Source organism: Vibrio frigidus, from assembly GCF_042465995.1.
In the GTDB taxonomy this organism is placed as follows: domain Bacteria; phylum Pseudomonadota; class Gammaproteobacteria; order Enterobacterales; family Vibrionaceae; genus Vibrio.
The window spans coordinates 196,722-221,367 of the sequence record NZ_JBCDMC010000008.1 but is presented as its reverse complement, the minus strand read 5'-3'; the positions used below and the strand labels follow the sequence as shown (position 1 = coordinate 221,367).

Annotated in this window: 16 protein-coding genes; 9 read left to right on the top strand and 7 right to left on the bottom strand. The window is 40.7% G+C overall.

Annotated features, from left to right (window positions below; translation table 11 throughout):
- Positions 1 to 227 precede the first annotated feature (227 nt).
- Entirely contained in the window at positions 228 to 3,281 is a 3,054-nt protein-coding gene (locus AACW90_RS15390; protein WP_390236087.1) for a DUF2339 domain-containing protein, read from the top strand.
- 214 nt (positions 3,282 to 3,495) lie between these two features.
- On the opposite strand, the gene AACW90_RS15385 is transcribed toward AACW90_RS15390, so the two are convergent.
- Together AACW90_RS15385 and AACW90_RS15380 are read right to left on the bottom strand one after the other, a co-directional pair.
- A complete protein-coding gene (locus AACW90_RS15385) occupies positions 3,496 to 4,143 on the bottom strand; it encodes a hypothetical protein (RefSeq protein ID WP_390236084.1) in 648 nt (215 codons plus the stop codon).
- A gap of 3 nt (positions 4,144 to 4,146) precedes the next feature.
- Entirely contained in the window at positions 4,147 to 5,778 is a 1,632-nt protein-coding gene (locus AACW90_RS15380) for a hypothetical protein (protein WP_390236081.1), read from the bottom strand.
- Between the two features lie 307 nt (positions 5,779 to 6,085).
- Between AACW90_RS15380 and AACW90_RS15375 the strand changes: the two genes are divergently transcribed.
- The 4 genes from AACW90_RS15375 (at position 6,086) to AACW90_RS15360 (ending at position 12,611) form a co-directional block, all read left to right on the top strand.
- Entirely contained in the window at positions 6,086 to 10,009 is a 3,924-nt protein-coding gene (locus tag AACW90_RS15375) for an AAA family ATPase (protein WP_390236078.1), read from the top strand.
- Between the two features lie 201 nt (positions 10,010 to 10,210).
- A complete protein-coding gene (locus AACW90_RS15370) occupies positions 10,211 to 11,050 on the top strand; it encodes a LysR family transcriptional regulator (protein WP_390236075.1) in 840 nt (279 codons plus the stop codon).
- A 98-nt stretch (positions 11,051 to 11,148) separates the two neighbouring features.
- Positions 11,149 to 11,577: a glycine zipper family protein gene (locus AACW90_RS15365; RefSeq protein ID WP_390236072.1), complete on the top strand. Its 429-nt coding sequence runs from the start codon at positions 11,149 to 11,151 to the stop codon at positions 11,575 to 11,577.
- A 452-nt stretch (positions 11,578 to 12,029) separates the two neighbouring features.
- Complete coding sequence (locus AACW90_RS15360; RefSeq protein WP_390236069.1) at positions 12,030 to 12,611, top strand: rhomboid family intramembrane serine protease; 582 nt, start codon at positions 12,030 to 12,032, stop codon at positions 12,609 to 12,611.
- Between the two features lie 1,152 nt (positions 12,612 to 13,763).
- On the opposite strand, the gene AACW90_RS15355 is transcribed toward AACW90_RS15360, so the two are convergent.
- Positions 13,764 to 14,681, bottom strand: a complete 918-nt coding sequence (locus AACW90_RS15355; protein WP_390236067.1) for a helix-turn-helix domain-containing protein — start codon at positions 14,679 to 14,681, stop codon at positions 13,764 to 13,766.
- 111 nt (positions 14,682 to 14,792) lie between these two features.
- On the opposite strand from AACW90_RS15355, the gene gntH (AACW90_RS15350) reads away from it, so the two are divergent.
- From gntH (AACW90_RS15350) to AACW90_RS15335, 4 genes are all read left to right on the top strand, one after another.
- Positions 14,793 to 16,244 (top strand): guanitoxin biosynthesis MBL fold metallo-hydrolase GntH, encoded by a 1,452-nt coding sequence (gene gntH / locus AACW90_RS15350; RefSeq protein WP_390236063.1) that lies wholly within the window; start codon positions 14,793 to 14,795, stop codon positions 16,242 to 16,244.
- Between the two features lie 62 nt (positions 16,245 to 16,306).
- Complete coding sequence (locus tag AACW90_RS15345) at positions 16,307 to 16,798, top strand: DUF3299 domain-containing protein (RefSeq protein WP_390236061.1); 492 nt, start codon at positions 16,307 to 16,309, stop codon at positions 16,796 to 16,798.
- A 239-nt stretch (positions 16,799 to 17,037) separates the two neighbouring features.
- Positions 17,038 to 18,717 (top strand): RluA family pseudouridine synthase, encoded by a 1,680-nt coding sequence (locus tag AACW90_RS15340; RefSeq protein ID WP_390236059.1) that lies wholly within the window; start codon positions 17,038 to 17,040, stop codon positions 18,715 to 18,717.
- Positions 18,718 to 18,898: 181 nt separating this feature from the next.
- On the top strand, positions 18,899 to 19,489 hold the full coding sequence (locus AACW90_RS15335; RefSeq protein WP_390236056.1) for an HAD family hydrolase: 591 nt from the start codon (positions 18,899 to 18,901) through the stop codon (positions 19,487 to 19,489).
- Positions 19,490 to 19,618: 129 nt separating this feature from the next.
- Here AACW90_RS15335 and AACW90_RS15330 read toward each other — a convergent pair whose 3' ends face one another.
- The 4 genes from AACW90_RS15330 to AACW90_RS15315 all read right to left on the bottom strand — a co-directional run bounded on the left by AACW90_RS15330 (position 19,619) and on the right by AACW90_RS15315 (position 24,544).
- Positions 19,619 to 20,116 (bottom strand): hypothetical protein, encoded by a 498-nt coding sequence (locus AACW90_RS15330; RefSeq protein ID WP_390236053.1) that lies wholly within the window; start codon positions 20,114 to 20,116, stop codon positions 19,619 to 19,621.
- Between the two features lie 103 nt (positions 20,117 to 20,219).
- Positions 20,220 to 21,845: a guanitoxin biosynthesis MBL fold metallo-hydrolase GntH gene (gene gntH / locus AACW90_RS15325; protein ID WP_390236051.1), complete on the bottom strand. Its 1,626-nt coding sequence runs from the start codon at positions 21,843 to 21,845 to the stop codon at positions 20,220 to 20,222.
- Positions 21,846 to 22,124: 279 nt separating this feature from the next.
- Positions 22,125 to 23,021, bottom strand: a complete 897-nt coding sequence (locus AACW90_RS15320; RefSeq protein WP_390236048.1) for a DMT family transporter — start codon at positions 23,019 to 23,021, stop codon at positions 22,125 to 22,127.
- A gap of 56 nt (positions 23,022 to 23,077) precedes the next feature.
- Positions 23,078 to 24,544 carry a sensor domain-containing diguanylate cyclase gene (locus AACW90_RS15315; RefSeq protein ID WP_390236045.1) on the bottom strand — a complete coding sequence of 489 codons (1,467 nt, stop codon included), beginning with the start codon at positions 24,542 to 24,544 and terminating at the stop codon, positions 23,078 to 23,080.
- Between the last annotated feature and the right edge of the window lie 102 nt (positions 24,545 to 24,646).

Below are 24,646 nucleotides of genomic sequence, written 5' to 3'. Positions count from 1 at the left end.
GTGAATTGACCCATAGATAATGTTTATCGTAAATGTATTGGATAGACAAGGTGAATATAGAAAGCTAAATAACTAAGAAATGATGCTGTGTCCAGAATTAGTCATCGGTTTGATATGGGTTCAAAACGCCAATTAATCCTATATCTTTAATAGGATAAGGATTACTTTTAGTACATTCATTATGATAGCCTACTGAAATAAATAATTATTTTTAAGAATGTAGATTTATGGATGAATTGACTTTTTTCTTTGGCGCTGCTCTATTTTTTCTGTTGCCCATTATCATATCTATCGTAGCGTTTAATAAAGCAAAATCATCCAGTACATTGACAACACAACTACGTGAGCAATTGGAAAGGCTCAAAACGGATCATACCTTGTTGCGTATGGAATTCGAAAAGCAACAAACTAACGATAATGAAATCCCAATTCCAGCGTCTTATAAGGTAGAAGACGAAGACTTTCGTGACCTTGAAAATAACGCGGAAGACTATGTCATATCGGATGCTCAGGCTATGACTGTTCCTGAACTTGAGGGAACGATAAGCTTAGCCTCGGAGTCAATTCCACGAAGAAACAGCAATTATACAGCCAAATTTACTCGTCTGCTTTATCGGGTAAAACAAGCGCTGCCTGATCCAATTACTCAATTTATTGATAAAATCAGCCCTATTGCTTTGGTTGGTCTATCGATTGTATTTGTTGGGCTGTCATTTCTAATCAAACTAACTTATGAGGCGTTTAGCGTACCGCTTGAACTTAAACTGTTAGCTGTAGCGATAGCGGGTATCTGTTGTGTTGGTCTGGGTTGGAGGTTACGGAACAAACCGAACCATTTCGGTGTTATTTTGCAAGGTGGTGGTATGGCTTTGCTGTATCTTGTGTCGATAGCCGCGGGGCGCTATTTCTCTCTCTTGTCTATTGAGTTAACGTTTGTATTAGTTACCATATTGGTCGTCATCACTACATTACTTGCCTTACTTCAAAATACACAAATTATGGCCGTTGTGGCAGCCGTCGCGGGCTTTGCTGTTCCTGTATTGTTGTCTACGAGTACCGCTGGAAATCATCTCATTTTACTTGGATATTATCTGCTATTGAATGTTGGCCTTGTATTTCTGGCCTACAAGAAAAGATGGTATTTTTTGGAAAAATCTGGCGTTGTATGTACTTTTGTTTTAATTGAAGCATGGTTGGTTTTTTCATATCAGCCAATATTAATGTTGGAAACGCTGCCGTTTTTAGCAAGTTATTTTGTGTTGTATTTTTTACTGGCGCATTCTCACGCGGGTGAAGAATTTTCAAAAAATACGCAGATTATCTCTAATAGTTTAGTGTTCACTCTTCCTCTTACTTCTTACGCTCTCTTTTATACAGCAACAGAATCCATTGCGATGTATACGGCTTATTCATCACTGTTTTTGTTCTTATGTTATGCGTCAGCGGCGGCAATAACCTTTAAATATCAAAAAAATGATCAGCTAGTTAGTGTATACAAAAGTTTCGCGTTGCTATTCTTGGCAATGGCCATTCCAGTGTTCGTTAGTGCTTCTTCAACGGCCATTATATATGCGTTAAAAGCAGCGATCATTCTGTGGTTGAGCAATCAACAGAATAGGAATAAGTTTGCGTTGGTTGGGCTTGGATTTTTAGTGGCGAGTTTGTATCAATTGTATCAGTGGCAAGAAAGCATTCTGTTTCAACCTTTGACGATATGGTCATGGGTCATTCAAGTTGTGTTAGTCGCGTTTGTGCTGGCTTTTTATGCCTCTGATTGGAAGTTTAGTTATAAGACACGCTGGTTAACAGTGACTAATACGGTGGTTTCCATTATTTCGATGGTGACGGTCGTGATGGTAATTGGTGTCTGTTGGTGGTGGGTGATATCGACAGAATCGAATTATCTATTGGTTATTCAACTTCTATTTGTCGGTATACTTTTATTTTGCAGTCACAGGTTCTCTAGACCAACGCTCTGTTGGAGTACGTTGCTATTACCGTTAATAATGGCTCTCTATTTTTACAGCTCCCAACTAAATCATCTTGTTGTTAGCGGAATAGCCATAATGGTTTCAGTGGCATTACTGTATAAAACGACCTTTTCAATGTATTCGAAAACGCTTTCACTTTGCACTATGGGGTGCTTTAACGTGTTGTTAGGGGTATTAATACTAACCGCGTCAAGTCGCGCAACTTGGCATGTCAGCACTGATCTAGTTCTGGCTATTTACCTTCTTGCTGCTCTTTCAATCTGTTTCTTTTTGTACCGAGCGACACGTTGGTTACCAATCAGTCAGTTGTTTTGGCTATCACCTCTTTGGATTATGTTATTGGCGGTTTTTGTCGTTGCGCCTGAAACTCACGTTGAATGGACGGAACGAGGTGGGGTAGTTGTGGGCGTTTTTGCCATACTTTATGCCTTTATAAAATATGACATATATGCTGCCATCACTGATCTTATTAATCATAAAATCGCAGTAAAACGCGTTGTTTATGGCAGTCACGCGATTCACTTTTATGGATTGGCACTATGCTGTTTTATCTACATATATCAAGTATTCGATCTTAACATTGAAGAAGGCGTTCTATTATTACCATGGTTATCTACAGCCTTTATTTCGGTTTGTTACGTGCCCAAACTTAAAAATAAGTGGCCTTTGAAACCATACTTACCATTATATCAACAAGCTATTTTGCTTCCTATGGTTGCTATAGTTGCTGCGTTCGTCCTATACAGTTTGCCTATATTTAATGTAAAGATAGCGAATGTTATGTGGCTACCTATTTTGAATGCTATAGAACTCACTGCCATTGCAACTGTCATCATTGTTGCCGTTTGGTTACGGAATAAAAACACCCAAATAACGATAAACAGATATATTCCGGTCCGGTACAGCGTGAAAGTACAAATCGCAACATGGTGCGCAGTAACGGGTGTTATATTTGCACATTGTGCATTAGCTCGAGCAGTAAGCGGCTACACGACAACCAGTTATACGCTTCCATCTTTGTGGCAATCTGGTATTTTTCAAGCAGGAATAGCCATACTTTGGAGTATGTTAGCCATGGTGGCAACCTCCGCCGGTTCGCGACTTAAAATAGTGAGTTTGTGGTGGCTTGGTACGTTAATGTTTGGACTCACCGTAGTTAAGATGCTTATTATAGATTTGAGTAATAGAGATACCATCGTGATGGTTTTTGCTGTTATTTTTGTTGGTGTTGTTATGGTTTTAGTCGGCTATTTTTCACCAATGCCAAAACGAATTAAGTCACATAACTAGTTTATAAGTAAGGTTATATCACTGTGCTAGATGCGTTAGATATTGGCTAGTGTCAGACTAGTTATCTATTGTCATTAAAGCGTATTGCATCGAGTCAGTATTATAGGGAGTTTAAAACTCTGTGAAGCTCCCGTTGAGTAATAATAAACAGGATTAGCAATAATATTATCGACTAATGCTAATCCTTTTCGCGCGTGTTTATTCGGATGAAAGCTTAAGATTTCTTTGCCAAGGCAACATGAACATTGGGTTCATTCCATGATAGGTTTAGCTTTTTACTGTAGGTTGCATATCCTTTCTTGCTTACTTGAATGAGATATTTGCCATCTCTGAGTATCATTCCTTCTTTGTATTTTGGAGTGATGTTCATTATTTTAACGGTGGCATTGCTAGGGTAAGTAAAGACCTTTAAAGGAAACTGTTTTTTCTGTTTTTGTTGACTCGTGACGGTAGGTAAAGCCGAAATGATAACGGGTTGATTAGTCTTTGGAATATTCACATATCGATAGAGCGCTTTTTTACCCTTTTTATCTTTGAACGTGACCGCGACGTACTTAGCTGGCAGTTTGATATTGTCATAATTGCTGAGATAAACATAACCCTTATTTGGGAAATATAAACCTAAGTCGTATTGTCCTAAGTCGGTAAATTTTATCGGAACGCTGTTATCTGCATCAGCAAAACGGACGTCATTTTTCTTTACAAATTTATCTAATGATCCGAAAAAACCAACAGATTCGTGAGTGACCGTTCCGAAAAGCTCTTCTTTAAGATACCGATAAACGGTGCCAGTGATTCCTGAACTTGCCATCGCGTTACTTGAAATGACCAAGCTTAATAATAACGTAAATAGTCTGATCATCTGTTAATCCTCTATTAAACCTGAAATTGCCATTGCGGCGACTTCCGCCATAATGGAGCTTGCCATTTCACTGAGTAGCTCTTGCTCAATGCCCAGAGATAGCAGTTCGCTACTTACGCTGTCTAGTAATGAAACAAACATCACCGGGTCATTCTCTATCATGTTTTGTATAGCGATATCCATCGCTTCACTGGTGAGTTCATCTAATACCGCGGACTGCACGTCGTTTGCCAGTTCTGTATATAACTCATCAATCTTGCGTGCCGCGGCCATCGAGGTTTTTACCCCACTACTAGGTAAAGGAATAAATAAGGTTTCGATTACAGAAGAGATTATTTTTACTTTTACTATGTTGGTGCAGAAGCTTGGTATTTTGTTTTCTTTTGGCTTTGGCATCTTTATTTTTGGTTCTGACGTTAATGCCTTGTTTGAAATATCAGTAATTTGAGGATTCTGCAATGGTACTGACTTCGAGCTTAACAAAAATCCAGAACCAAGAACGTTGGTAGAAAGTTGATAAGACGGGGTTGCGAAAAGGTAGTATTTCTCCCCTAAGGCAAACTGCACGATATTATCAGCATTATCCGTATAATCGACAGATGAAATAGACAGTTTTATTCGAGTGGTACTGTCCTTAGAAAATGTGACCAAACCTTTAGGTAAAATAGCGTTTAGCGAACTTTCAATACTGTCGATGAGTGGCTTTTCAATCGTCTTCTTGATACTTTCCGTTGGTCTATCGTCTTGCCAAACAAGGGTATGGGTTTTTTCTTCGGAGTTTGATTTTTTAACATTTCGGCCGTATGTTGTCAGGTGTTCTAACTTAGGGTGAGGCCCTTCAGCCTTCAATTCGATATCGATACCGAATTCATATTCACCTTTAAGTAACATTTTTGCGACCCAAAGCGGAAGATAGCCTTTTTCACTGGTGTTATCGAACATTCCATCGGACGAGGTATTAGCTCGAATGTGGATGCTTTTGGCAATGGCATAGAATGCCTGTGAGAGTTCTTTTTGAAGGGATACTTTTCTCGTGTGGCACAGCGTTAATCGACTTTTCTTATAGTAAAACCGATAAAATGGTTTTCTCTGTATTGTATCAATCCATTCATTTAGTACGACCAAACTGGTGCAATCATTGATGGCCTGTTTAGTCATTTTCCCTTGCGTTTTTGCTGGGGTTGATAGATGGATAGTTACAGGGCGTCGTTTTATTTTTTTTCTATAAACAACGACCCAAGCAGTGAACAAAATGAATATTAAATATTGAGTGAATAGTCCCTCACCTTGGTAGCTTTGTTTTAATTCTCTTCGTTGCTTTTCCGGTATTCTCTTGTACAGATCAATACCACCAGTTTTTGTATCATGGTCGATATACTTGGCCACTGCCAGCCATTCAAATGGAAGTACACGATTAATTTTCCACGCGACAAGATAGGATTTATTGTCAATAACTACCGGTGATTGTTCTAGATCAATGGTGTAACGTGCTGGGCCTGCCATTGAGGCGACAACATAAATAACAATCAAGGCCGCAACATTTACACCGATATTTTGTAAGCGAGGTTTGTTCTTCTTAAAACCAAGGAGAGCGAAAAATAAGCCAACCAATAAACTAATTGTAAGAAATTTCATCTATGCACTTTTCTGTGTATTTTATTATATTCGCGAATTATAGGGTAGTTTCCCAATCAAAACCATATACGGTTAAAATAAATTTTTGTAATTTTTTCATCATGTTATTGTTGGGATTTATACCGTATAGTTGTATAAAGTGAGAGCAAGTAAGATGAACGTTAAAGCCATCAGTTCAGTGACGGGGTGATGCCTAATGAGCTACTGGATAAACTAATTATCTACACCGCATTACGCTTGAAATTCAATTCAGATTACACTCTTTCATCGTGTTAAAACCTTAATCATCCAGCGCTAGGACTCATTAATGAATAAATATAATCTCGTGAAGGCTTTCTTTAACCAAAATCATATTTTTTGGAATGGTAATCCACTCGAGACGACCTTTTTAGCGAGCAGTAAATCTCTCTTACCCATCGTACTCGTTGCCATAGACAAATTAATTAACGATCCACGTCTTTTGTCGACAATGTTGAACTATGACCTTGTGGTTAATAAGGAAGGATTGTGTTTCGTTGAAGCGATAAATATCGATATTTTGGATGAAGAAAAAATCATTACTGCGATTAAAGAGGCGGGTGGTACAACGCTGATATCTGATCATTTTAACCTTATTGCATCATCTGATGACAATAACTTGAACTATGATGTCTCAACGTTTTGTACTCAAGTTAGAGAGAAGTTTGTCAACTATGAACAAGAACATAGGTTACATATTGAATCGGATTTTGATTTTCTAACCATTGAAAAACAGGTGAGCAATGTGTCTGATGCCGATGTGAATGATCTTCATAATCAAACTGCGTTAGATGAATCACCATTGGAACAATCTATGTCGAATCAGCCAACTTCTTACGAATCAATTACCTATGACACGAATGACCATGGGTCGAATAAATCGAAACCTCTTCTCCCTTTTGCACTAGCAGAAAGTTATCCAATGATGGATAACATAGGAAAGAATTTCATTGAAGAAATTGCCGTTATTGCCACGGGCGAATACCTATCTCAGCATTCGGATAAAACAATTGAAGATTTGGAGAAAGAGGCGGCATTAGAACTTAAGGTGACGGAAGCGACGATACTGGCTGCGCTTATTCATGAAACTGCCATATTAGATAAACTTGCTTCGAACTTTCAATGCCAAAGCTATCAATTGATGTTTAGTGAGAAGGTGTACGCACTGCGTTCAAACCTGTTTCGTTTTTCAGAGAGTCGCAGTTTTGGCGACCCTTCTTCTACTTGGTATCAAGTCGCGAAGAAATGTGTTTCAAAACTGAAGCTCTCTTCTTATGTCCAACACTGCTTCGCGAACGCTTTTACCGATAACAAAATGGGTACAGGGGTATTTGTTGACCAATTAATGCTCAGTAACAATGACGATGTCAGCTATATAGAGTTCAATAACAGAAGAAAAAATAATCTGGTTTTTAGGTCCTTATCTAGCCAAGGTATAAAACGAAAGCTGAGTAAGAAAGTGATTGGTCAGGAAAGTGCGATAAACAGTTTATGCCAAGGATATTTGACGTCGAGTATTGATTCCCAACAGGGACCGCGCACTATTTATACGTTTGTTGGCCCATCAGGCGTCGGGAAAACATTTCTGGCTTCTCAGTTATTGAGCGAGTTAAACGAATACGAAAAAACCGGCTATGAATTCAACGTATTTAATATGGAGCACTATGCAGACAGTCGTGATGGCTTAAAGCTATTTGGTACTGGGATTCAATATGTAGACGCTAGCTTAGGTATGTTGACCCATGTTGTTAGGGCGCAACCGAGACAAATACTGTTGTTTGATGAAATAGAGAAAGCGCACAGCACAGTCATTCAGTCGCTGTTGTCGATATTAGACAGTGGACTCGCTAAAGATCAAACCAGTCAAGAAGTGGTGGATTTTAGCCAATGTATCATTATATTTACGACCAACCTTGGCCAAGATATTATAGCGAATAACCCACAGAATCGTTCTATTAGTATCTTTGACATTTTGCGCAGTTCTAAAAATCCGTCGAGTAAAACGCAATTGTCACCAGAATTTGTTAACCGATTAGCGAAGGGTTACCCCATTATTTTCTCATCACTCAAGATTAACCATTTGTTGCGTTTGGCCGATCGTGAACTAGAAGAAAAAGAAAAACCTGACCCGCAACTTACCTTTGGCTGGCCTGATAACTTTGCCGGATTCTTGCTAAAAACAATGGCGCCGGACATTTCGGTTCGAGGGTTAAAGGGCGTTTCAGCAAAAGTTCAGTCGCAAATCCTGAATAAGGCGACGCCATTTTTTGAACAGTTTCCTCACGACAAGATGGTGTTTGACGTTCAGGTCGACAATGAAGAACACGGACAGCCACATTCTCATAGCAAACTACTGCTGTTAGATAATGACTCGAGAGTTTTTGAATTACTTAATTGTACCAGTATGAAGAATGATGTGTCTCTTTGCAGTGATAAAGATAAGATAAAAAGCGCCATAGAAATACACCTTCCAGACGCGCTGCTTATTGATATTGATACGATAGAAAATAGTCACAGTTCGTTGCTGTATTTTCTTTCTGATGAGTTAGAAAAGCACAGTAAGCTACCTATCTTCACCTATCGTATAGTGAATGAAGACGAACAAGATGACTCGGTTAGCCTGTCTCATGATGTGAGAGAACACTTTAGTATTGAGCTGTCAAAATTTGATCATTCGTTTCCCTCAATGATAGAACGAATACAATACTACTTAGCGATAGAGCACGATTTATCCAGCATGACAAGACGCAGGGAGGCATTGAGCTATCACTGTTCTGTCACCCCGTTTGAGCAGGGCTTTAATGTTCTATTTCACCGTCAATCAGTGAACCAGGTAGTACAAACGGATGACTTGCGAGCAAACGACTTATTTAAAATGAGTCTACCAACGATTAAATTAGATGACGTCATTGGATTGGAGAGAGCAAAAAAACGGCTGATAGACGTCATTAGTTGGCTTAAGACACCAGAAAAACTGAGCCATTTTGGCGTGCCTATACCAAGTGGTTTTCTGTTTGCAGGACCACCCGGAACGGGTAAGACGCTTTTAGCGAAAGCCGTGGCAGGGGAGAGTGGATTGCCATTTTTTGCGGTTTCAGCTTCTGAGTTATCATCTTCTAGTTCTGGTGGTACAACACAAAATATTAAAAAGCTGTTTGCTACGGCAAGAAAATACGCCCCGTCGATGGTGTTTATTGATGAGATCGACGCGATTGCATCCCGTCGTTCCGACAGTGAACAAGGTGCCGACCGCGATCGCAACCTGACCGTCAATGCCTTACTGTCAGAAATGGATGGGTTTGTGTCGGGTGATGATGCGGTATTTGTGATGGCGGCAACAAACCACCCGCAGCTGTTAGACAGTGCTATTGTCCGCCCGGGCCGATTTGACGAAACTATTTTTTGTGATTTACCTAATCGTCATGCACGAGAGCAATTCTTTACCAAGTTTTCGGCGAGGCATAACGTTGAGTTTGTCACCGCAGACTTAAATGACTTGGTTGCATCATCAAGAGGGATGTCTTCCGCTCAAATCGACCAAGTATTTAGAGAAGCAATTTATCAAGTGGTGGGAGAAAATAATCCACTGACGGTTGAAGTGATCAAAAAAACTATGGTGCGAGTGTCCTACGGATCGCCAAGTGAGAATATTGTATTAAGCGAGCGCGAAAAACAACGTACAGCCTATCATGAAGCAGGGCACCTTCTTGTTTCTTCGTTGTTGTTCCCTAAACAAGAGATTGATTTTGTTACGATTGAACCGCGGGATCAGGCGTTGGGTTTTGTCGCGACTCGAGCAGAAGAGGAGTATGAAGGTTATTCGGTCGCTCGTATTTTGAATCAGTTAGAGGTGTTATTGGCGGGAAGAGTCGCTGAAAAGCTTTTTTCCGCAAAAGCAGATGAAATCAGCTCAGGTGCATCGAATGATATAAGCAAGGCAACGAAATTAGCGATGCACGCCATATACGAAGGCGGACTCGAGCCTTCAATTGGCCCGGTAAACGTTGGAATGCTCACCAAATACGAAGAGAGTGAATTGCTGTTGAACGCCCAAACCGCGGTGCAGCAATGGATAATAAAAGCAGAAAAGTCAGTGGAACAGAGGTTGACTGAACATCGGTCTTCATTAGATTCAGTAGCAGATAAACTGTATGAAAAAGAGTCACTACTGGGTGAGGAAATCGAACAATTACTTTTTTCTTTAACACGCTGATCTGTGCCTGAAAATACCCATAATTGCACAATCGCTAGGATGGCCGAATTCTAGTGATTGTGTTCTTTCTGAACCGCTTAACTATTCGCTTGTGAATGTTCCTTTTGTAGTAGATTAAAATCCACGGAGGACGACAATGGAACGATTAAGGTGGCATAATGACCTAGTCTTATCTGATATTATAAATAAGAGGCTAAAGCTTTGGATCTTAATCTACTCACTACCTTTATTGCGGTATATAGACAGCGTTCAATCACTGTAGCATCTGAACAATTAGACTTAACCCAACCAGCCGTTAGTGCTGCAATCAAACGTTTAGAAACGGTTGTAGGTAAGAAACTTTTTGTTCGTGAAGGCCGAGGAATCGCTCCGACTGGCGCGGCGGTATCACTCGCGAATAAAATCGAGGACCCACTCAATATTATGGGGAGCATCGAGAAGCAAGCGGATGATCTCAATGTTTACTGTACCGAGAGCCTAATCCACTTTGTAAGCGACATTAAAGGGGTACGATTCAGCGAAGCACCACTTGAAGAGAGTGCGCTGTTTGACGCTCTCATTTCTCAAAAAGTGGACATTGTGATAGACGTAATATCCAGTAAAAAGCATTCACTAATAGAGGAGGCGTTGTTCGAAGATGAGGCGGTTTGTCTCACTCGAATTGGTCATCCACGGATTGGAGAAACCCTTAACCAAGAAGACTATTTCCAAGAGCAGCATATAGCGCTTAAATTTAGGCGTGGCGACATGAATACGGTGGAGTTTCTGTCTGACAAAGATATTCAACCACGTAATGTTAAGATAGAAACGAGTTCCATATCGAGTATGTTGATGCTTGCAAGCACGACAGATTTGATCGCCGCCTCTACGCGTTCTTTTGCGGAAAAACTCGCACCAGTACTTGGGTTGAGAATTCATACTATTCCACTTGAGCTCAATACCATTAAGTTTCGGATGCTATACCATCGGCGCTATTTGAAGGATAAACAACATCTACAAGTACGAGAGAAATTAAGAGAAGCGCTCTCTAATCATAAATGAAATTTATAATTCAAGCATAGATAACCTGATTACTATAATTCAAATCTAACTTTATAATCTCCAGTAGCTAATCAAGCCGCTTATTACTGGAGACACACATGAAAAAACGAAACCTACTTAACGACGCTCTCGCGATAGCGGGTGTTGTTCTATTCTCAGCAGTACCAACCTACGCCAATGGGCATACTTTGGTGTTTGATGAATTACAGTACGATTCTGTGCAATTCAACCTAGATCAGCAGCAATGCTCTGATCTACTCGTTAATGTAGGTCAACATGAATCAGCTGGAGCCGCTGAGCAAGGGGTTAAACGAGGTCTACGAGGCGCAACCACCGGAGCGTTAGCGGGGAGTATTTCTGGGAATTCGGGAAGCAGTGCAGCAAAAAAGGGTGCCGCCATCGGGACGACTGTTGGGGTGTTATCAGCCAGAGGCTCTAAAAATTCTGCCAAAAATACAAATCAGAAAGAACGGGACGAACTAATGAGGAATTGTATGCAAGGTAGAGGATATCGCGCTTTGAATTAACCCGTTGAATCAGTTATAAATTTCACAACAAACAGACGTTCACATTTATAAAACAAGGTGCTTATTATGTCATTTGAAAGCGTTCTGCCCAAGATTCTTGTTATTGGAATTATCACATTTATGTTTGCTGCGAGTGCGTAATCTTAAGTGTGTTTACTCGAACACGATCCGACTCTTACACTCGTTACCATGCTCCCCACTACAAGTCTCGTTTACACACAATGGGGCATTTCTGAGTGACGAAAAAATGATACTTTGAGTAACTACAGTGACACAAAAAAACCAGGTGTTTCCTTCTAATTAATGGTCAATTTACTCCATTCACTCTAATCGAGGGGTTCGTTTTCATTAAAATGATGTTAAGTTGGATAATCGTGTGATCAGGTGATAGCTACCTTTAAACTATTCGCTACTAATGAGTACTGCATTATAAATTATTGGAGTTATTCAGAATGAAAAATGGCATCATAAAGCAACATTTAAGACCTGTATTTATCTTCGCGGTAGGCCTCATAATTATACAAACTCTTAATTCCTTATCGCTTGGCTACGTATCAAGTTGGGGGATCTTACCGAGACAATCTATTGGCCTTTTGGGTATACCACTGGCACCTTTTATTCATCATTCCTGGTCCCATCTCGCGTCTAACCTAATACCCATTTGCATACTAATGCTGCTGGTTCGTCAATTAGGGTTAGCTATTTTCTGGCGGATAAGCATCGGTATTACTTTATTAGGAGGAGGATGTGTATGGATTCTGGGGAGCTCCGGAGTACATGCTGGGGCGAGTGGACTTATCTTTGGTTACTGCGCTTTTTTGATAAGTTATGGTTTACTGAATAGAACTTTAAAAAACCTATTTATAGGCTTGTTGGTTCTCGTACTATACAGCGGTTTGTTATGGAGTTTATTTTCATTTCAACCCCATGTCAGTTGGGCATCGCATGTCTATGGAGCCGCAGCAGGTGTAGTGATGTCTTGGATAAATAGGAACTCTACAAAAGGGCGCACACCGTTAAGAGGCGGGGGTTAATCCAAGTATTTTTATGTACCTCTAAGCTGTTATCTAAATAGGCCTCACTAGGTTAGCTTTCTCGTTTATCAAACCATAAACTAGAGAGCGTCATTAACCCTAATGAGTCCGTACTTCCTCCTCTCAATGATTTGTGTGTTTGGAACGATATCTTAGTGTCAACAGGAGTGAAAGGCGAATTTGGCAAACACTTTATGACTGGAGTTGGTTACTCCAAAGAAACAAGTGGGTATAAGTCTGGTCAATGGCTAGTCGACGTAGGATACCGATTTTAATTGACTAGATATTTAAACAGCTGTTCTTCGCTATAATGAATCTGAATCTGAATCTGAATCTGAATCTGAATCTGAATCTGAATCTCAAAGCTATTCATATCTACCATACTGATTATTTGTAATTTTATAGTCAGCATGGCAGATTTGTACTTTGACCCAGTTAATTTCTGTGAAAAAGGTTAGAGCTTGTATGTCGTTCCAACATAGAACGAGCCAATACTTTGAGTTAGAAGTATACTCACCATCACGCAAAATCAGTATAACCTGCCGCGCCTCAAAATTAGAAGCTTTCCAGCATCATCGCTTAGTTCCCAATCATAAATAAATCTACTGAAAGCTAGCTACTATATTCATTGGTCTAAAATCTCGCTAGCAAACAATGGGCAGAAACGATTTACAAGCTTCAGACAAAATCTATCATTCAATTGGCTTCTGCTATTTCAAAACGGCAATCAGTAACGGTCACATACAGAGTTTTCTAGCTGGTAACGACCCGAAATATTAACTTTTCTATCATCGTAGTTAATTTCAGCGAGAAAATACGATAAGACAACGGCGCTCAACAGGAGCTTAATTAACACTAGGCTGCATACCTATCAGAAGTTAAAAAGTCAGCCTACAGACCGGATGGGAAGTTGTCCACTAATGATAAAACTAACAGCCAAATGTTTGAACTACCTCTTAAATGGACATCAGTTAGTTAAAGCTTAAATTCTAAAAGTGACTTCTGGTAATAGAAAAAGTATACCTGATCTTGTGGCGCACAATGAAAGGCCTGACCCTAATCTAGCGAATATTAGCCGTAGCGTGCCCGATAAGATGAGCACTAAATTTGAAGGTGTATGTCCACGTTAAACTCACGTTAAAATTGAAATCATTAACTAAGCAGATGTCTTATGCTCTGTGGGGTTACACCTGTAATCAATTTAAAACTTTGGGAAAACTGTCCGTGATGGGCAAACCCATATTTATACGCAATATCACCTATAGATAAATCACTCAAAAGGTTCTTCTTTAATTTAGCTTCAATGTCTTTTACCAAATAACGCTTAATATATTGTTTTGGTGAAATACCTATACTTTCAGAAAATATCCTCTCAAGTGTTCTTTCCGAAGTATTGGTCACTTTACATAACTCAGCAACTGGAACGTTATAGTTAGATGCATGTATAAACTCTAACGCTGTTGCGAGTACCTGAGAACGCCTTTTTTTTGATATTGTCTCCTTAGCAACAATTTGGGTTGCAAATAGCGTATGTAACATCTGGAATACCTTCCATTCAATATCTCTTGTACTTTGATTACAATTACCATAAAGAAGGTTTTTCAATTTCCTACAGAGTGCCAAATTCATGATTGGTGAACAACTTAAAACTTTTTCATCTGGAGAAAGTAAGTACTTATTTCCTCTACACAATATTAAATACCACTCTTCTGGAATGGCTATTGTAAATGCACTAAACCCGCTTTGAGAGTGCGACTCCATTTCTCCTCGTTCATTAAAAATCAGTACTTGATTCGGGAATATGCGCCTTCGATACCAAAACAAAGAGGGCGTGTTAGCAGGTAAAATTGCTATCGTTCGAGTATTTTTAGGTGTTTTTGCTGCCTGAATTGTATTTACGCCTAAATAGGTGTAACCAATATGGAGTTTCTCAGTTATTAATTGTGTGAACTTAATGCATTCATCTTCTGTATGATTCAGAGGAGTAAACTCTACTTCCCAAAGTTTAACAAAATCTCGAAATTCATCAAAATCATTGCTTTCGAATTCAATCTTAAAAGGTTGATGCATTTCTTCTCCCCCTATCAATGATTTAAAAATGTCGGTTTTTAGATAACACACTATCTATTTCACTATCTAACATAATTATGAATGTTATTCATCATATTGCACGGAGGTTAAATGATTTCTCAACATTTAAATAAAATAATAAAATTATTTTCAATACTCGGCTTAGCTACAATCACCAACAACCTAATGGCTAACCCCGTACCAGTTCAAGAACCATCATCTAAAGAGGAAATACAATCCGTATTAATGGGAGGGGTGCCAGCGGGTCGTTGGAAAGAAGGTTTGCTTTACGATGGAATTAGCCCGCAACCTTGGCTAACAAGTGCAGCAAATTGGTTCCCAGGAACAGAAGAAGTTCAACCAAAAGAGATGCGAATTACTTTCATGGGAACATCTCCTACCATCCGGCCCGGACAAATGAACACTTCCATTTATGTCGAATTGGGCAATGGCGATAGCTTTGTCTTTGATATTGGTGAGGGTTCGGTTGCAAACTACGTTTCTGCACGTGTAGCACTTAATGAAATCAACAATATATTTTTAACTCACCTTCATGTTGACCATTTTGGTGCACTTCCTTATGTCTATATGTTTGGTGGTTGGGCTGGTCGATGGCATGAGCCACTACGAATTTATGGCCCTTCTGGTCGTAAGCCCGAATTTGGAACAAAATCGATGGTCGAGGGAATGAAACAGATGCTTGCATGGCATAGACAAGCATTTAATGTATTCCCTGTTGGTCAAGGGCATGATATTGAAGTCACTGAATTTGACTATAAAGATAATGGTGGTGTGGTCTACGACCAAAATAGTGTCACAGTAACTCATTGGCAACGGTCGCATGCGATGGATGGAGCGTCTGCATATCGTTTAGACTGGAAGATCAGTGACACAGAGAACTTATGTTTTGTTTGGACTGGTGATGGCCGTCCAAGTGAATTAGATGCTAAATACGCTAAAGGTTGTGATGTCTACGTGACAGAGTTGCAACAAGAAGTTGTTGAAATCAACTCTGGCGTTCAGGGGGTTCCACCGTTCTTAGCTCGCTATACGATCGACACGCACCATACTCCAGGCTACGCGGCTGGTTACGTTGCAAACCAAGTTCAACCTCGCATGTTTATGAATACGCACATGACGTTTGACCCTTGGTTGAATGAAGAGACGGTTGCTGAAGTTCGTGAGCACTGGAAAGGGCCATATCACTTTGGTGCACCAGATGGCATTGTTGTAAACGTAACAACAGATCAAATATGGGTGCGAGAGGGTATTCTTCCTGACTTTCCAAATAGTCGAGCTCCACAGCAAGACTTTACAAATGGTCAGCTTATAGTACCCATGCCTAAATACCAACGAGAGGACTTACAGGGGGCATTTGTTCGCGAAAACGAAATTGATCCAAAGAAATATTATCCGAAGGGTTACCAACCTGACTTGTTAGATAAATGGCCTGTAAGTGGTGATTTGGTTGTACCGTACGAAGCGTTACCAGATAATCTGCGCAAAAGTATGGGTGCGTCTTGGGAGCTCAAAAATCGCAACTTGAAAAAACTAGAAAAATAAGCACTTGTACTTAGCGCTCAATATGGGCAAAGCACGTCTTTGCCCACTTATAAGGAAGAAGTATGCGACCTTTTGTGTTACTGATTTTGTTTTACGTCCCTCTATTTGTCTATTCACAAGAGCTAAGAGTACTTCATTGGGATGATCTAGTTCCTGATAAAGCCCAAGAAATTCTACGAACATCTAAGCCTCGAGCTATCAATCATGATGGTTCGCTAGCAGTACAAAAAGACAACATAGAGTACAATTTGCTCAATCATGAATTAACAGATCAGTACGTAAAAATACCAGGGTTCGTTGTACCATTAGAGATGCAAAATAACAAAGTGATTGAGTTTTTTATTGTACCTTATTTTGGTGCCTGTATTCATGTACCACCTCCACCACCTAATCAATTGCTGCATGCCACTAGCAAGATTGGCATTGACGTTAGTGATCTCAATCAGCCATATTGGTTTCAAGGTAAGATAACGGCAAATATGACTGAAAATTCGATAGCTAAGGCTGGGTATCAATTATCTCTTGATGAAGTGGCACTTTATGATGGCTACTGAAACGTATAAAAGCAGCAATTTGTCTAAATGCGTTTCAGAGAACCATCCTCAATGCCCACCTCGCTTAATGATGGGAATAAATGTGTTATTAAATGAGAGAGTAGTTTGCTTAAGTTAGATCTGTTCTGAATCTGATCTCGATACTTAATAGAGAGTCCACAAGAATAGCCTCTCATGGCAATCCCTTAAAAAACAGGTACAATCCGTGCTCAGAATTATCCTATCACGCGGCCTTTAATATGCATTCGCCTCAACACTGCTTTACTCGATTCAACACTGCTATTGAAGGCTATGATTTGCCGGAACAATTTACGTTTCCGTTCTACTATATATCGCATCCTTTATGTGTATTGGCAGCCGAGCAACTACAACAACACCTAGAAACTCAGGCAGATTTCGAGCACGACTTTGGTTTAGAGAGTGAAGGAAGTGGCCGTGGAAAAATGTTCGGAGTGCTGCTCGTACAAAACCCGCAGGGAGAAATCGGTTTTTTGAGTGCGTTTTCCGGAAAAATTGCAGACCGGAATCTATTACCCCGTTTTGTTCCGCCTGTTTTCGATATGCTTAAAGAAGAAGGTTTTTTCCGAGGTGAGAGCGATGCGATCAATACAGCTAACGCCGCCTACAAAGCGTTGGCCGCAAATCCAGAAATGGCTGAGCTCAACGCGCAAATAGAAGCAGACCGCGCCGCTTACCAAGAAGAAGAACAGGCACATCGCCAGGTGATGATTGATAGTCGCGCAACCCGTAAGCAGCTACGGAAAGAGGGTGAACAAACGCTTGATCCCGATCGGCTAAAGGCTCTATTGGATGGTTTGAGCAAACAAAGCGTGACAGAGAAGAACATACTCAAGCATTTAAAACGCGTGTGGGGTGAGAAATTAGCCATCAAAGAGCAACGCATGGCGAACCTTCAGGTGCATTTAGCAGAACATAAAGAACAACATAAAGCACTGTCTAACGCCTTACAACATAAACTGCATAAACAGTATCGTTTCCTCGATAATCGTGGCCAGATGCGCGATTTAGTTGATATCTTTGCCCCGACAAGCCACCCCGTTCCACCCGCTGGATCTGGCGAATGTGCTGCACCAAAACTGCTGCACTTTGCCTATAAACACGGCTTTAAACCGCTAGCTTTGGCAGAGTTTTGGTGGGGTGTACCACCAAAATCAGAAATTCGTCAACATAAGACATTCTATCCATCGTGCAATAACAAATGTCAGCCTATCTTGGGGCACATGCTGCAAGGCTTGAATGTTGAACCCAATCCTTTGGAAAAAAATTGGGCGGCAGACAAGGAACTAGAAATTGTATTTCAAGATGAAGCGATGGTCGTTATTAATAAGCCATCAGGCTTATTATCGGTGCCCGGAAAAATCATTAAAGACTCCGCCTATACACGCCTGCAAGCCTTATATCCAGACGTTGAAGGCCCGTTTGTGATTCACCGGTTAGATATGGCAACATCTGGTTTATTGGTGTTTGCACTGACCAAACGTGCAAACAAAAGCTTACAAAAACAATTCATTACACGTGGCGTGCAAAAGCGCTATATAGCGCTTCTAGCAGGCGAACTCACCCAATCAAAAGGGGACATCTCCTTACCAATGCGTGGAGACCCTGATGATCGACCACGGCAACTTGTGTGTGACGAACATGGCAAACATGCGGAAACACACTGGCAATTGATTGAAGTGAAAGGTGGTCGAAGCAAAGTGTACATGTACCCAAAGACTGGTCGCACCCATCAACTTCGTGTCCATAGTGCCTATCACTTAGGTTTAAATATGCCGATAGTGGGAGACGCATTATATGGTGAGAAAGCCGATCGTTTGCACCTACATGCAGAGAGATTAGAACTCGATCATCCATACAGTAAAGCGCGCATGACATTTCAAGTAGGCTGTGAGTTCTAAATACTGACGTCACTTTTTGTAAGCGTAATTGGTGTTCTCGTCAATCACACAATATCGATGCGAATCTACTATTCCGGTGACTTAGATTTGAAATTGCAGGTGTAAGGTCAACCCTAGCTGGCAGAAATGCTATGCTTTGATGAGCTATTTATGAACAGGCAATTTAAGGTGAATCATATATATGGATTTGGACCGTATTAAAGCAGTTGTGTTTGATCTTGATAATACGTTGGTTACGTCTGGAATGGATTTTCAAGCCTTACGAGGTGTGATTGGTTGCCCACTAAACGAAGATTTACTCACCTATTCGGATTCATTATCCAACAAGCAAGATAGAGACCGCGCCCATCAGATTATCTTAGATCATGAGATGAGTGACGCGTTAAGTTCTGAGCCTATGTCTGGTTGTTATGAATTGCTCGAATTTCTGTACAAGAACAATTTTCATACGGCGGTTGTGACCCGTAATTGCAGACAAGCAACCGCGTTGAAATTGAGCCACAATAATATCGAATTTGAACAAGTAATAACCCGTGAAGATTTCCCTGCTAAACCTGCACCAGACTCGCTTGTGGCATTAGCAAATGGATGGAACCTGTCAACTGTTAACGTACTTTATGTAGGGGACTATCTCTACGACCTACAAGCAGCAGCGAATGCCAATATGACATCATGTTTGGTAACACATGGTCAAACACCGAATTTTGCAGACCAAGCATCGCTAGTAGTGAATGAATTAGATGAGTTACTTACACTGCTACGTTGCGGTTAATTGGCTAAGTGAGACGACTGAACATTTTTTGTGCTTAAGTGGAAACGAGGCAATAAGGACACAAAAAAATGTGGAAGAGCCTAAGCATCTTCCACATTTGAGGTGGAACCGGTAAATCAATGACTTGTATTAGTTGATACTCAGAAGGCGTCCATGTTCGATGTCTTGTTTAATCATTTCTTCCTTTAGCGTTTCATGGCCACTATCATCATGTCTATGATTGTGTGCGTTCTGATCATGGTGGTTGGTTTTCTTCACTTTCGCCAATTTATTGTTGTCTAAGTAAGTACTGGTTAGCTCTGAACAAAACGCTTCATTCCATAACATCCTCGATTCGTCATCACTCATAATCTGTTCTGCTTTTGGTCCTAATTTATCCATATAAAACATGCCTAATTCCTCACCGGAAACATCGGCGTAATTAATCAGATTTGTAAACGCAGGTTCTTGTTCTTCGTTGGACAAATATCCATTTTTGTAGCAGACGGTTAAGCCAACAATATCATTGCCTAGCTGTTCTAATGTCGGATTATAATGGTTATGACTGTGGTCGTGTGTTGCCGCTGAAACATTAGCGGCAACCGCCATTGAGCATAAAATTAATAGTGATGTTGAAATGCGTTTCATAGGATATTACCTTGTATAATATGAATCAGAGCTGATTGAAAGTGAGCAAACATTATTCTTTTTTGAAAGAGCATGACCATCATGCCCTTACTTTGAGATAGTCCTATTTTTTGTCTGTTCCTGACCCTTCACTCGGTTCAGTTGGACGACTCACTGACTTTCGCTCTAGATTGTGGTGTTCACGTACTCTGTCCATGTACTCTTGTTTTGTATTCATCCCTTTCTTCATCGCTTCTGGCACCTGCTCTGCCGGGATAACAATGTCTCTCTTTACTGGCCATTCTGTTAATAGTTCTGGATGGTAACCTTCTGGGTAGTACAATCTTGGATCCAACTCGAGATCTCTAATCTCTTGTTCTTGGATATCAGCACGGGATTTTTTTGGCATCGGAATTCTAAAATCTGAACCGTCTGCCATGTCAAACTGTGGCGCACGTGCATTCGGAAAGTCAGGTAAAATTCCTTCACGTACCCATGCATTGTCTTTTGTCATATTGACGACTATGCCGTCTGGTGCGCCAAAGTGATAAGGGCCTTTCCAGTGTTCACGTACTTCGGCAACCGTTTCCTCGTTTAGATACGGGTCGAATGTCATGTGCGTTGTCATAAACAAGCGCGGTTGCACTTCATTTGCCACATAACCAGCTGCATAAGCCGGTGTGTGGTGTGTATCGACGGTGTAGCGCGCTAAGAACGGTGGAACTCCTTGAATGATGGATGAAATGCCAAAGGTTTCTGTTTGCAATTCGGTAATGAACAAGTCAGCACCTTTTGCGTATTTCAAATCAAGCTCTGTTGGACGACCATCGCCTGTCCATACAAATGAAAGTACGCGGCCATCTTCTTGTGTCCAATTTAGACGATAGCCAGAAGCACCATCTTTTGCATGGCTGCGACGCCAGTGAATTACCTCTACATTGTCTTGATCGTAGATCACACCGCCATCGTCTCGGAAGTCGAACTCATGCACGACAAGGTCGTTGCCCGATGGGAATACGTCAAACGCATCGGTATGCCAGTTCAACATTTGTTGCATTCCCTCTACCATGTGTCTTGTGCCATATTCTGGTGTCGCACCACTTGGGCCATAGATGTTTAACGGTTTTTCCCAACGTCCATTCCAACCGCCAAATTGATATAAATAGGGCAGGGAACCGTAATGGTCAACGTGTAAATGGGTAATGAATATGTGATCTAATTCATTCATTGCGACACCTGCCGCCACATAGTTTGCTATTGAGCCTTCGCCTAAATCAAATACGAAATTCGAACCGTTACCGAGTTCCACATAGATGGATGTGTTTGCCTGTCCTGGACGAATCATGGGAGAAGTCCCCATAAAGGTCACACGCATTTCATCCGGTTGTACTTCTTCGGTACGTGGGAACCAGTTTGCGCCTGACACCATATGGTCACCATAAGGGGCAATACCTTCAAACATTAAACCTTCTTTCCAACCTGTATTGGTTTTACCGCGGTAATCACCGTTATTCACACCTCCCATCAATACGGCAAGGACCTCTTCTTCAGAAGAATACAGCTTACCTTCGGGCTGTGTGCTTATATATTGCTCTAACGTCTCGCCTTCGTGATATTCGAATTTTTGAGTGTTTTCTAGATTGTTATTCGTTTTTTGCGTGTTGTATTGCATCATTGGATCCGCTGCGAACGCCGTTGTTGCGACAATCATGGCAGTCGAAATTATTGATAGTTTTGCGAAAGTTCTCATAGTTCCACCTATTGGGTTAATCATCTTAATTTATGAAATGAGATTCCTTGCTCACTTCGATGCAAATAAGTTTATTCATAAATCAAAAGCGAATACATAGGGTTGTATTGACTTGATATATAAATTTAATTTATATATAGATGAAAAGGGGGGGAGGTGAGTATTCGTGCTGAAGCATGAAAGGTTCATTGGGCGAATATATCCGAAGGAATTTTGATGATGGGGTACGTTAGTGCCGACCCTTTTATTAGAGGTTATGATTGACCGAATGATGCAAAATTAAGTTTTAAATGGATTTCTTAGATGCTGTCCAAATACATTAATTAGTGCTCCGGTGACAATAAATGCGCCGCCTAAATAACTCCACATCGAAGGTATTTCGCCAAAGAATACAACACCTAACAAAGCAGAAAACAGTATTTGTACGTACGAATAAGCGGATGCTTTTCCAGCGGCTTGAGTCTGCATTGCCTTGGTTAGACCAAATTGACCAATTTGTGTAAAAACACCAAGCATCACCAGCATTATTACGATGTGAATACTCGGCCAAACAAAGCTATCACCTATTAATAATAGAGAGATAGGAAGGGCAACAAGTGGGAAATAAAAGATGATTACAGAGCTATCTTCGGTTTGACTTAACTTTCTTACTATCACGTAGGCAACGGAACTAAACAGTGCTCCCAATAAGGCAATACCAACACTAAAAAGTGGTAAGTCGCTGGTTAAGTTACTGTCCATGCTTGGTTTTACCATAAAGAATAAACCAAACAAACACATCACAATGCAGATAATGGTTGAGACTTGAATCCGCTCTTTTAAGAACAGAACGGCTAGAAGGGCGGTAAACACGGGATTGACATACTGCAAAATGGTCGCTTCTGCTAATGGTAACGTCGTCACGGCATAGTAGACGCATATTAACGCCGATGTTCCCATCACGCCTCGAGAGATAAGCAGAGGTTTGTTATAACCCCATAAAGAGATCCTTTTCCGCTTAACATCTAGGTAGCTGATGACCCAAGATACGATTGCCCTTGCTGCAACTATCTCAAATAACGGAATGCCATGATTGCTGACGTACTTTACGCACGCTGACATTAGGGCAAAACCGAAAGCAGATAGGATCATGAAGCGGACCCCAGCAGGAAAAAAAGTATTCATATTGGTAGACATAAAATCGTATTTTTTTAAGTTCTGTGGGCACTCTACCACAATAAATTCGCTGTTGGTTAACTCACTTTGACTTGATTTCTGCCCGATCGCTTTGCGAAATACAACGCGGAGTCAGCTCGTTCGAAAATCTTATGAACCTCTAAGTATTCATCTCTGAGCGTTGAGCAGCCGATAGAGACGGAATAAATTATCTGATCGTTTTTGTGAATATAAGGGTTATGTTGAATGGTTTTGCAGATTCGTTCTCCTATGACAAAGGCTTCTTCTTCATTGGTATTCGGCAATAGAATCGCGAACTCTTCCCCACCGATACGAGAAATATAATCTATTTTGCGCAACGATTGTTGACATAGCTCGGTAAATTGACACAACACATGGTCGCCAACAGAATGACCATACGTATCATTAATTCTTTTAAAATGGTCTAGGTCTAAAACGACCAACGAAAATTTCTCACCTGTTTTTTTATATCTATCAATGTGCTCTTGTACCAGTGATTCTATTTTTCTTCGGTTAAGTATGCCCGTGAGTGGGTCGGTGGTGGCCTCATGTCTTAGGCGTTCTTCCGCCTCTTTCCTTAAGGTTATATCTAACAAAATACCCGCGAGTACATCGCCACTATGCTCAGTACTATCATCGATTTTGGCTGATAGTTCAATCCAACCGTACTCACCATTGTCTCTTCGGATTTTTAAGTCACATCGAAAAGAATTCGAACTACTTTGACTAAACTGACGGACGACGCGAAAAAAATCCTTTCGATAGTCCGGGTGAATCTTTCTGATACATTGTCGGAATGAAAACTGTAGGTTATCGGTTTTCTCTGGAATATTGCTGAGTATCTCTGGTGTACACCATAAATGCCCTCTACGAATATCCAACTCCCAAGCGCTGCACGCGGTAATTTGTTTAAGGATATCCAGTTGGCGACGTTTTGCGCTTAACTGATCTCTTAGGATTGCACTAGAGATAAGAAAACACGCCGTTCGCAGTAGTGCAATTTCACTGGATGACCATTCAATGCTACGTTCACAATCATCAAAACCCAGTGTGCCCCACCATTGGTTTTCCACAAAAATAGGAATGGTTAGCATAGAGCAAATATTTTGTTGTATAAGATAGCCTCTTAGCCAAGAATCAGGAAGACGATTGACGATGAGGTGTTGGTATTCTCCTCGAGTGCGGCTTTCTATCAAAGAAACATATTCAGGCTCTTTGGTATTAGAAGTAAAGCGGTTGAAGTTAGGGAGCCCAATCTGTTTGTACTTGATGTTAGCAGCCCATTCAAAGACGTAGTCTTGTTGGATACAGTTATCTTCTAATTTTAACGTTTGAAATATCCATACTCGGCTGACTTTAGTGATTTTGCCTAGATCAGCCAATAGTGCGTCGACACCTTCAGGCCAGCCGCGTCCATTAGATAGATTTTCTGCACTACGGGCAATCGCCGTCAATAGTTCATTTTCGAGATGACTAGGTTCGGTGTGGTCTAAATTTTCAAAGTTACCAGTTTGGATTACCATGTGTGCTCTAATTGTGACGAGATGTACATCTTTTCATGTGTAGAGAGTTTCATCGCTAACTTCTGTCGTTAACTATAGTACTTGCAAGCAACAGTAGGATGA

Coding starts and splice junctions, on each gene's coding strand:
- AACW90_RS15330 (WP_390236053.1), bottom strand. CDS start 20,116: ATGAAACGCATTTCAACATCACTATTAATTTTATGCTCAATGGCGGTT.
- gntH (WP_390236051.1), bottom strand. CDS start 21,845: ATGAGAACTTTCGCAAAACTATCAATAATTTCGACTGCCATGATTGTC.
- AACW90_RS15340 (WP_390236059.1), top strand. CDS start 17,038: ATGCATTCGCCTCAACACTGCTTTACTCGATTCAACACTGCTATTGAA.
- AACW90_RS15365 (WP_390236072.1), top strand. CDS start 11,149: ATGAAAAAACGAAACCTACTTAACGACGCTCTCGCGATAGCGGGTGTT.
- gntH (WP_390236063.1), top strand. CDS start 14,793: ATGATTTCTCAACATTTAAATAAAATAATAAAATTATTTTCAATACTC.
- AACW90_RS15335 (WP_390236056.1), top strand. CDS start 18,899: ATGGATTTGGACCGTATTAAAGCAGTTGTGTTTGATCTTGATAATACG.
- AACW90_RS15315 (WP_390236045.1), bottom strand. CDS start 24,544: ATGGTAATCCAAACTGGTAACTTTGAAAATTTAGACCACACCGAACCT.
- AACW90_RS15320 (WP_390236048.1), bottom strand. CDS start 23,021: ATGTCTACCAATATGAATACTTTTTTTCCTGCTGGGGTCCGCTTCATG.
- AACW90_RS15355 (WP_390236067.1), bottom strand. CDS start 14,681: ATGCATCAACCTTTTAAGATTGAATTCGAAAGCAATGATTTTGATGAA.
- AACW90_RS15345 (WP_390236061.1), top strand. CDS start 16,307: ATGCGACCTTTTGTGTTACTGATTTTGTTTTACGTCCCTCTATTTGTC.
- AACW90_RS15375 (WP_390236078.1), top strand. CDS start 6,086: ATGAATAAATATAATCTCGTGAAGGCTTTCTTTAACCAAAATCATATT.
- AACW90_RS15380 (WP_390236081.1), bottom strand. CDS start 5,778: ATGAAATTTCTTACAATTAGTTTATTGGTTGGCTTATTTTTCGCTCTC.
- AACW90_RS15390 (WP_390236087.1), top strand. CDS start 228: ATGGATGAATTGACTTTTTTCTTTGGCGCTGCTCTATTTTTTCTGTTG.
- AACW90_RS15385 (WP_390236084.1), bottom strand. CDS start 4,143: ATGATCAGACTATTTACGTTATTATTAAGCTTGGTCATTTCAAGTAAC.
- AACW90_RS15360 (WP_390236069.1), top strand. CDS start 12,030: ATGAAAAATGGCATCATAAAGCAACATTTAAGACCTGTATTTATCTTC.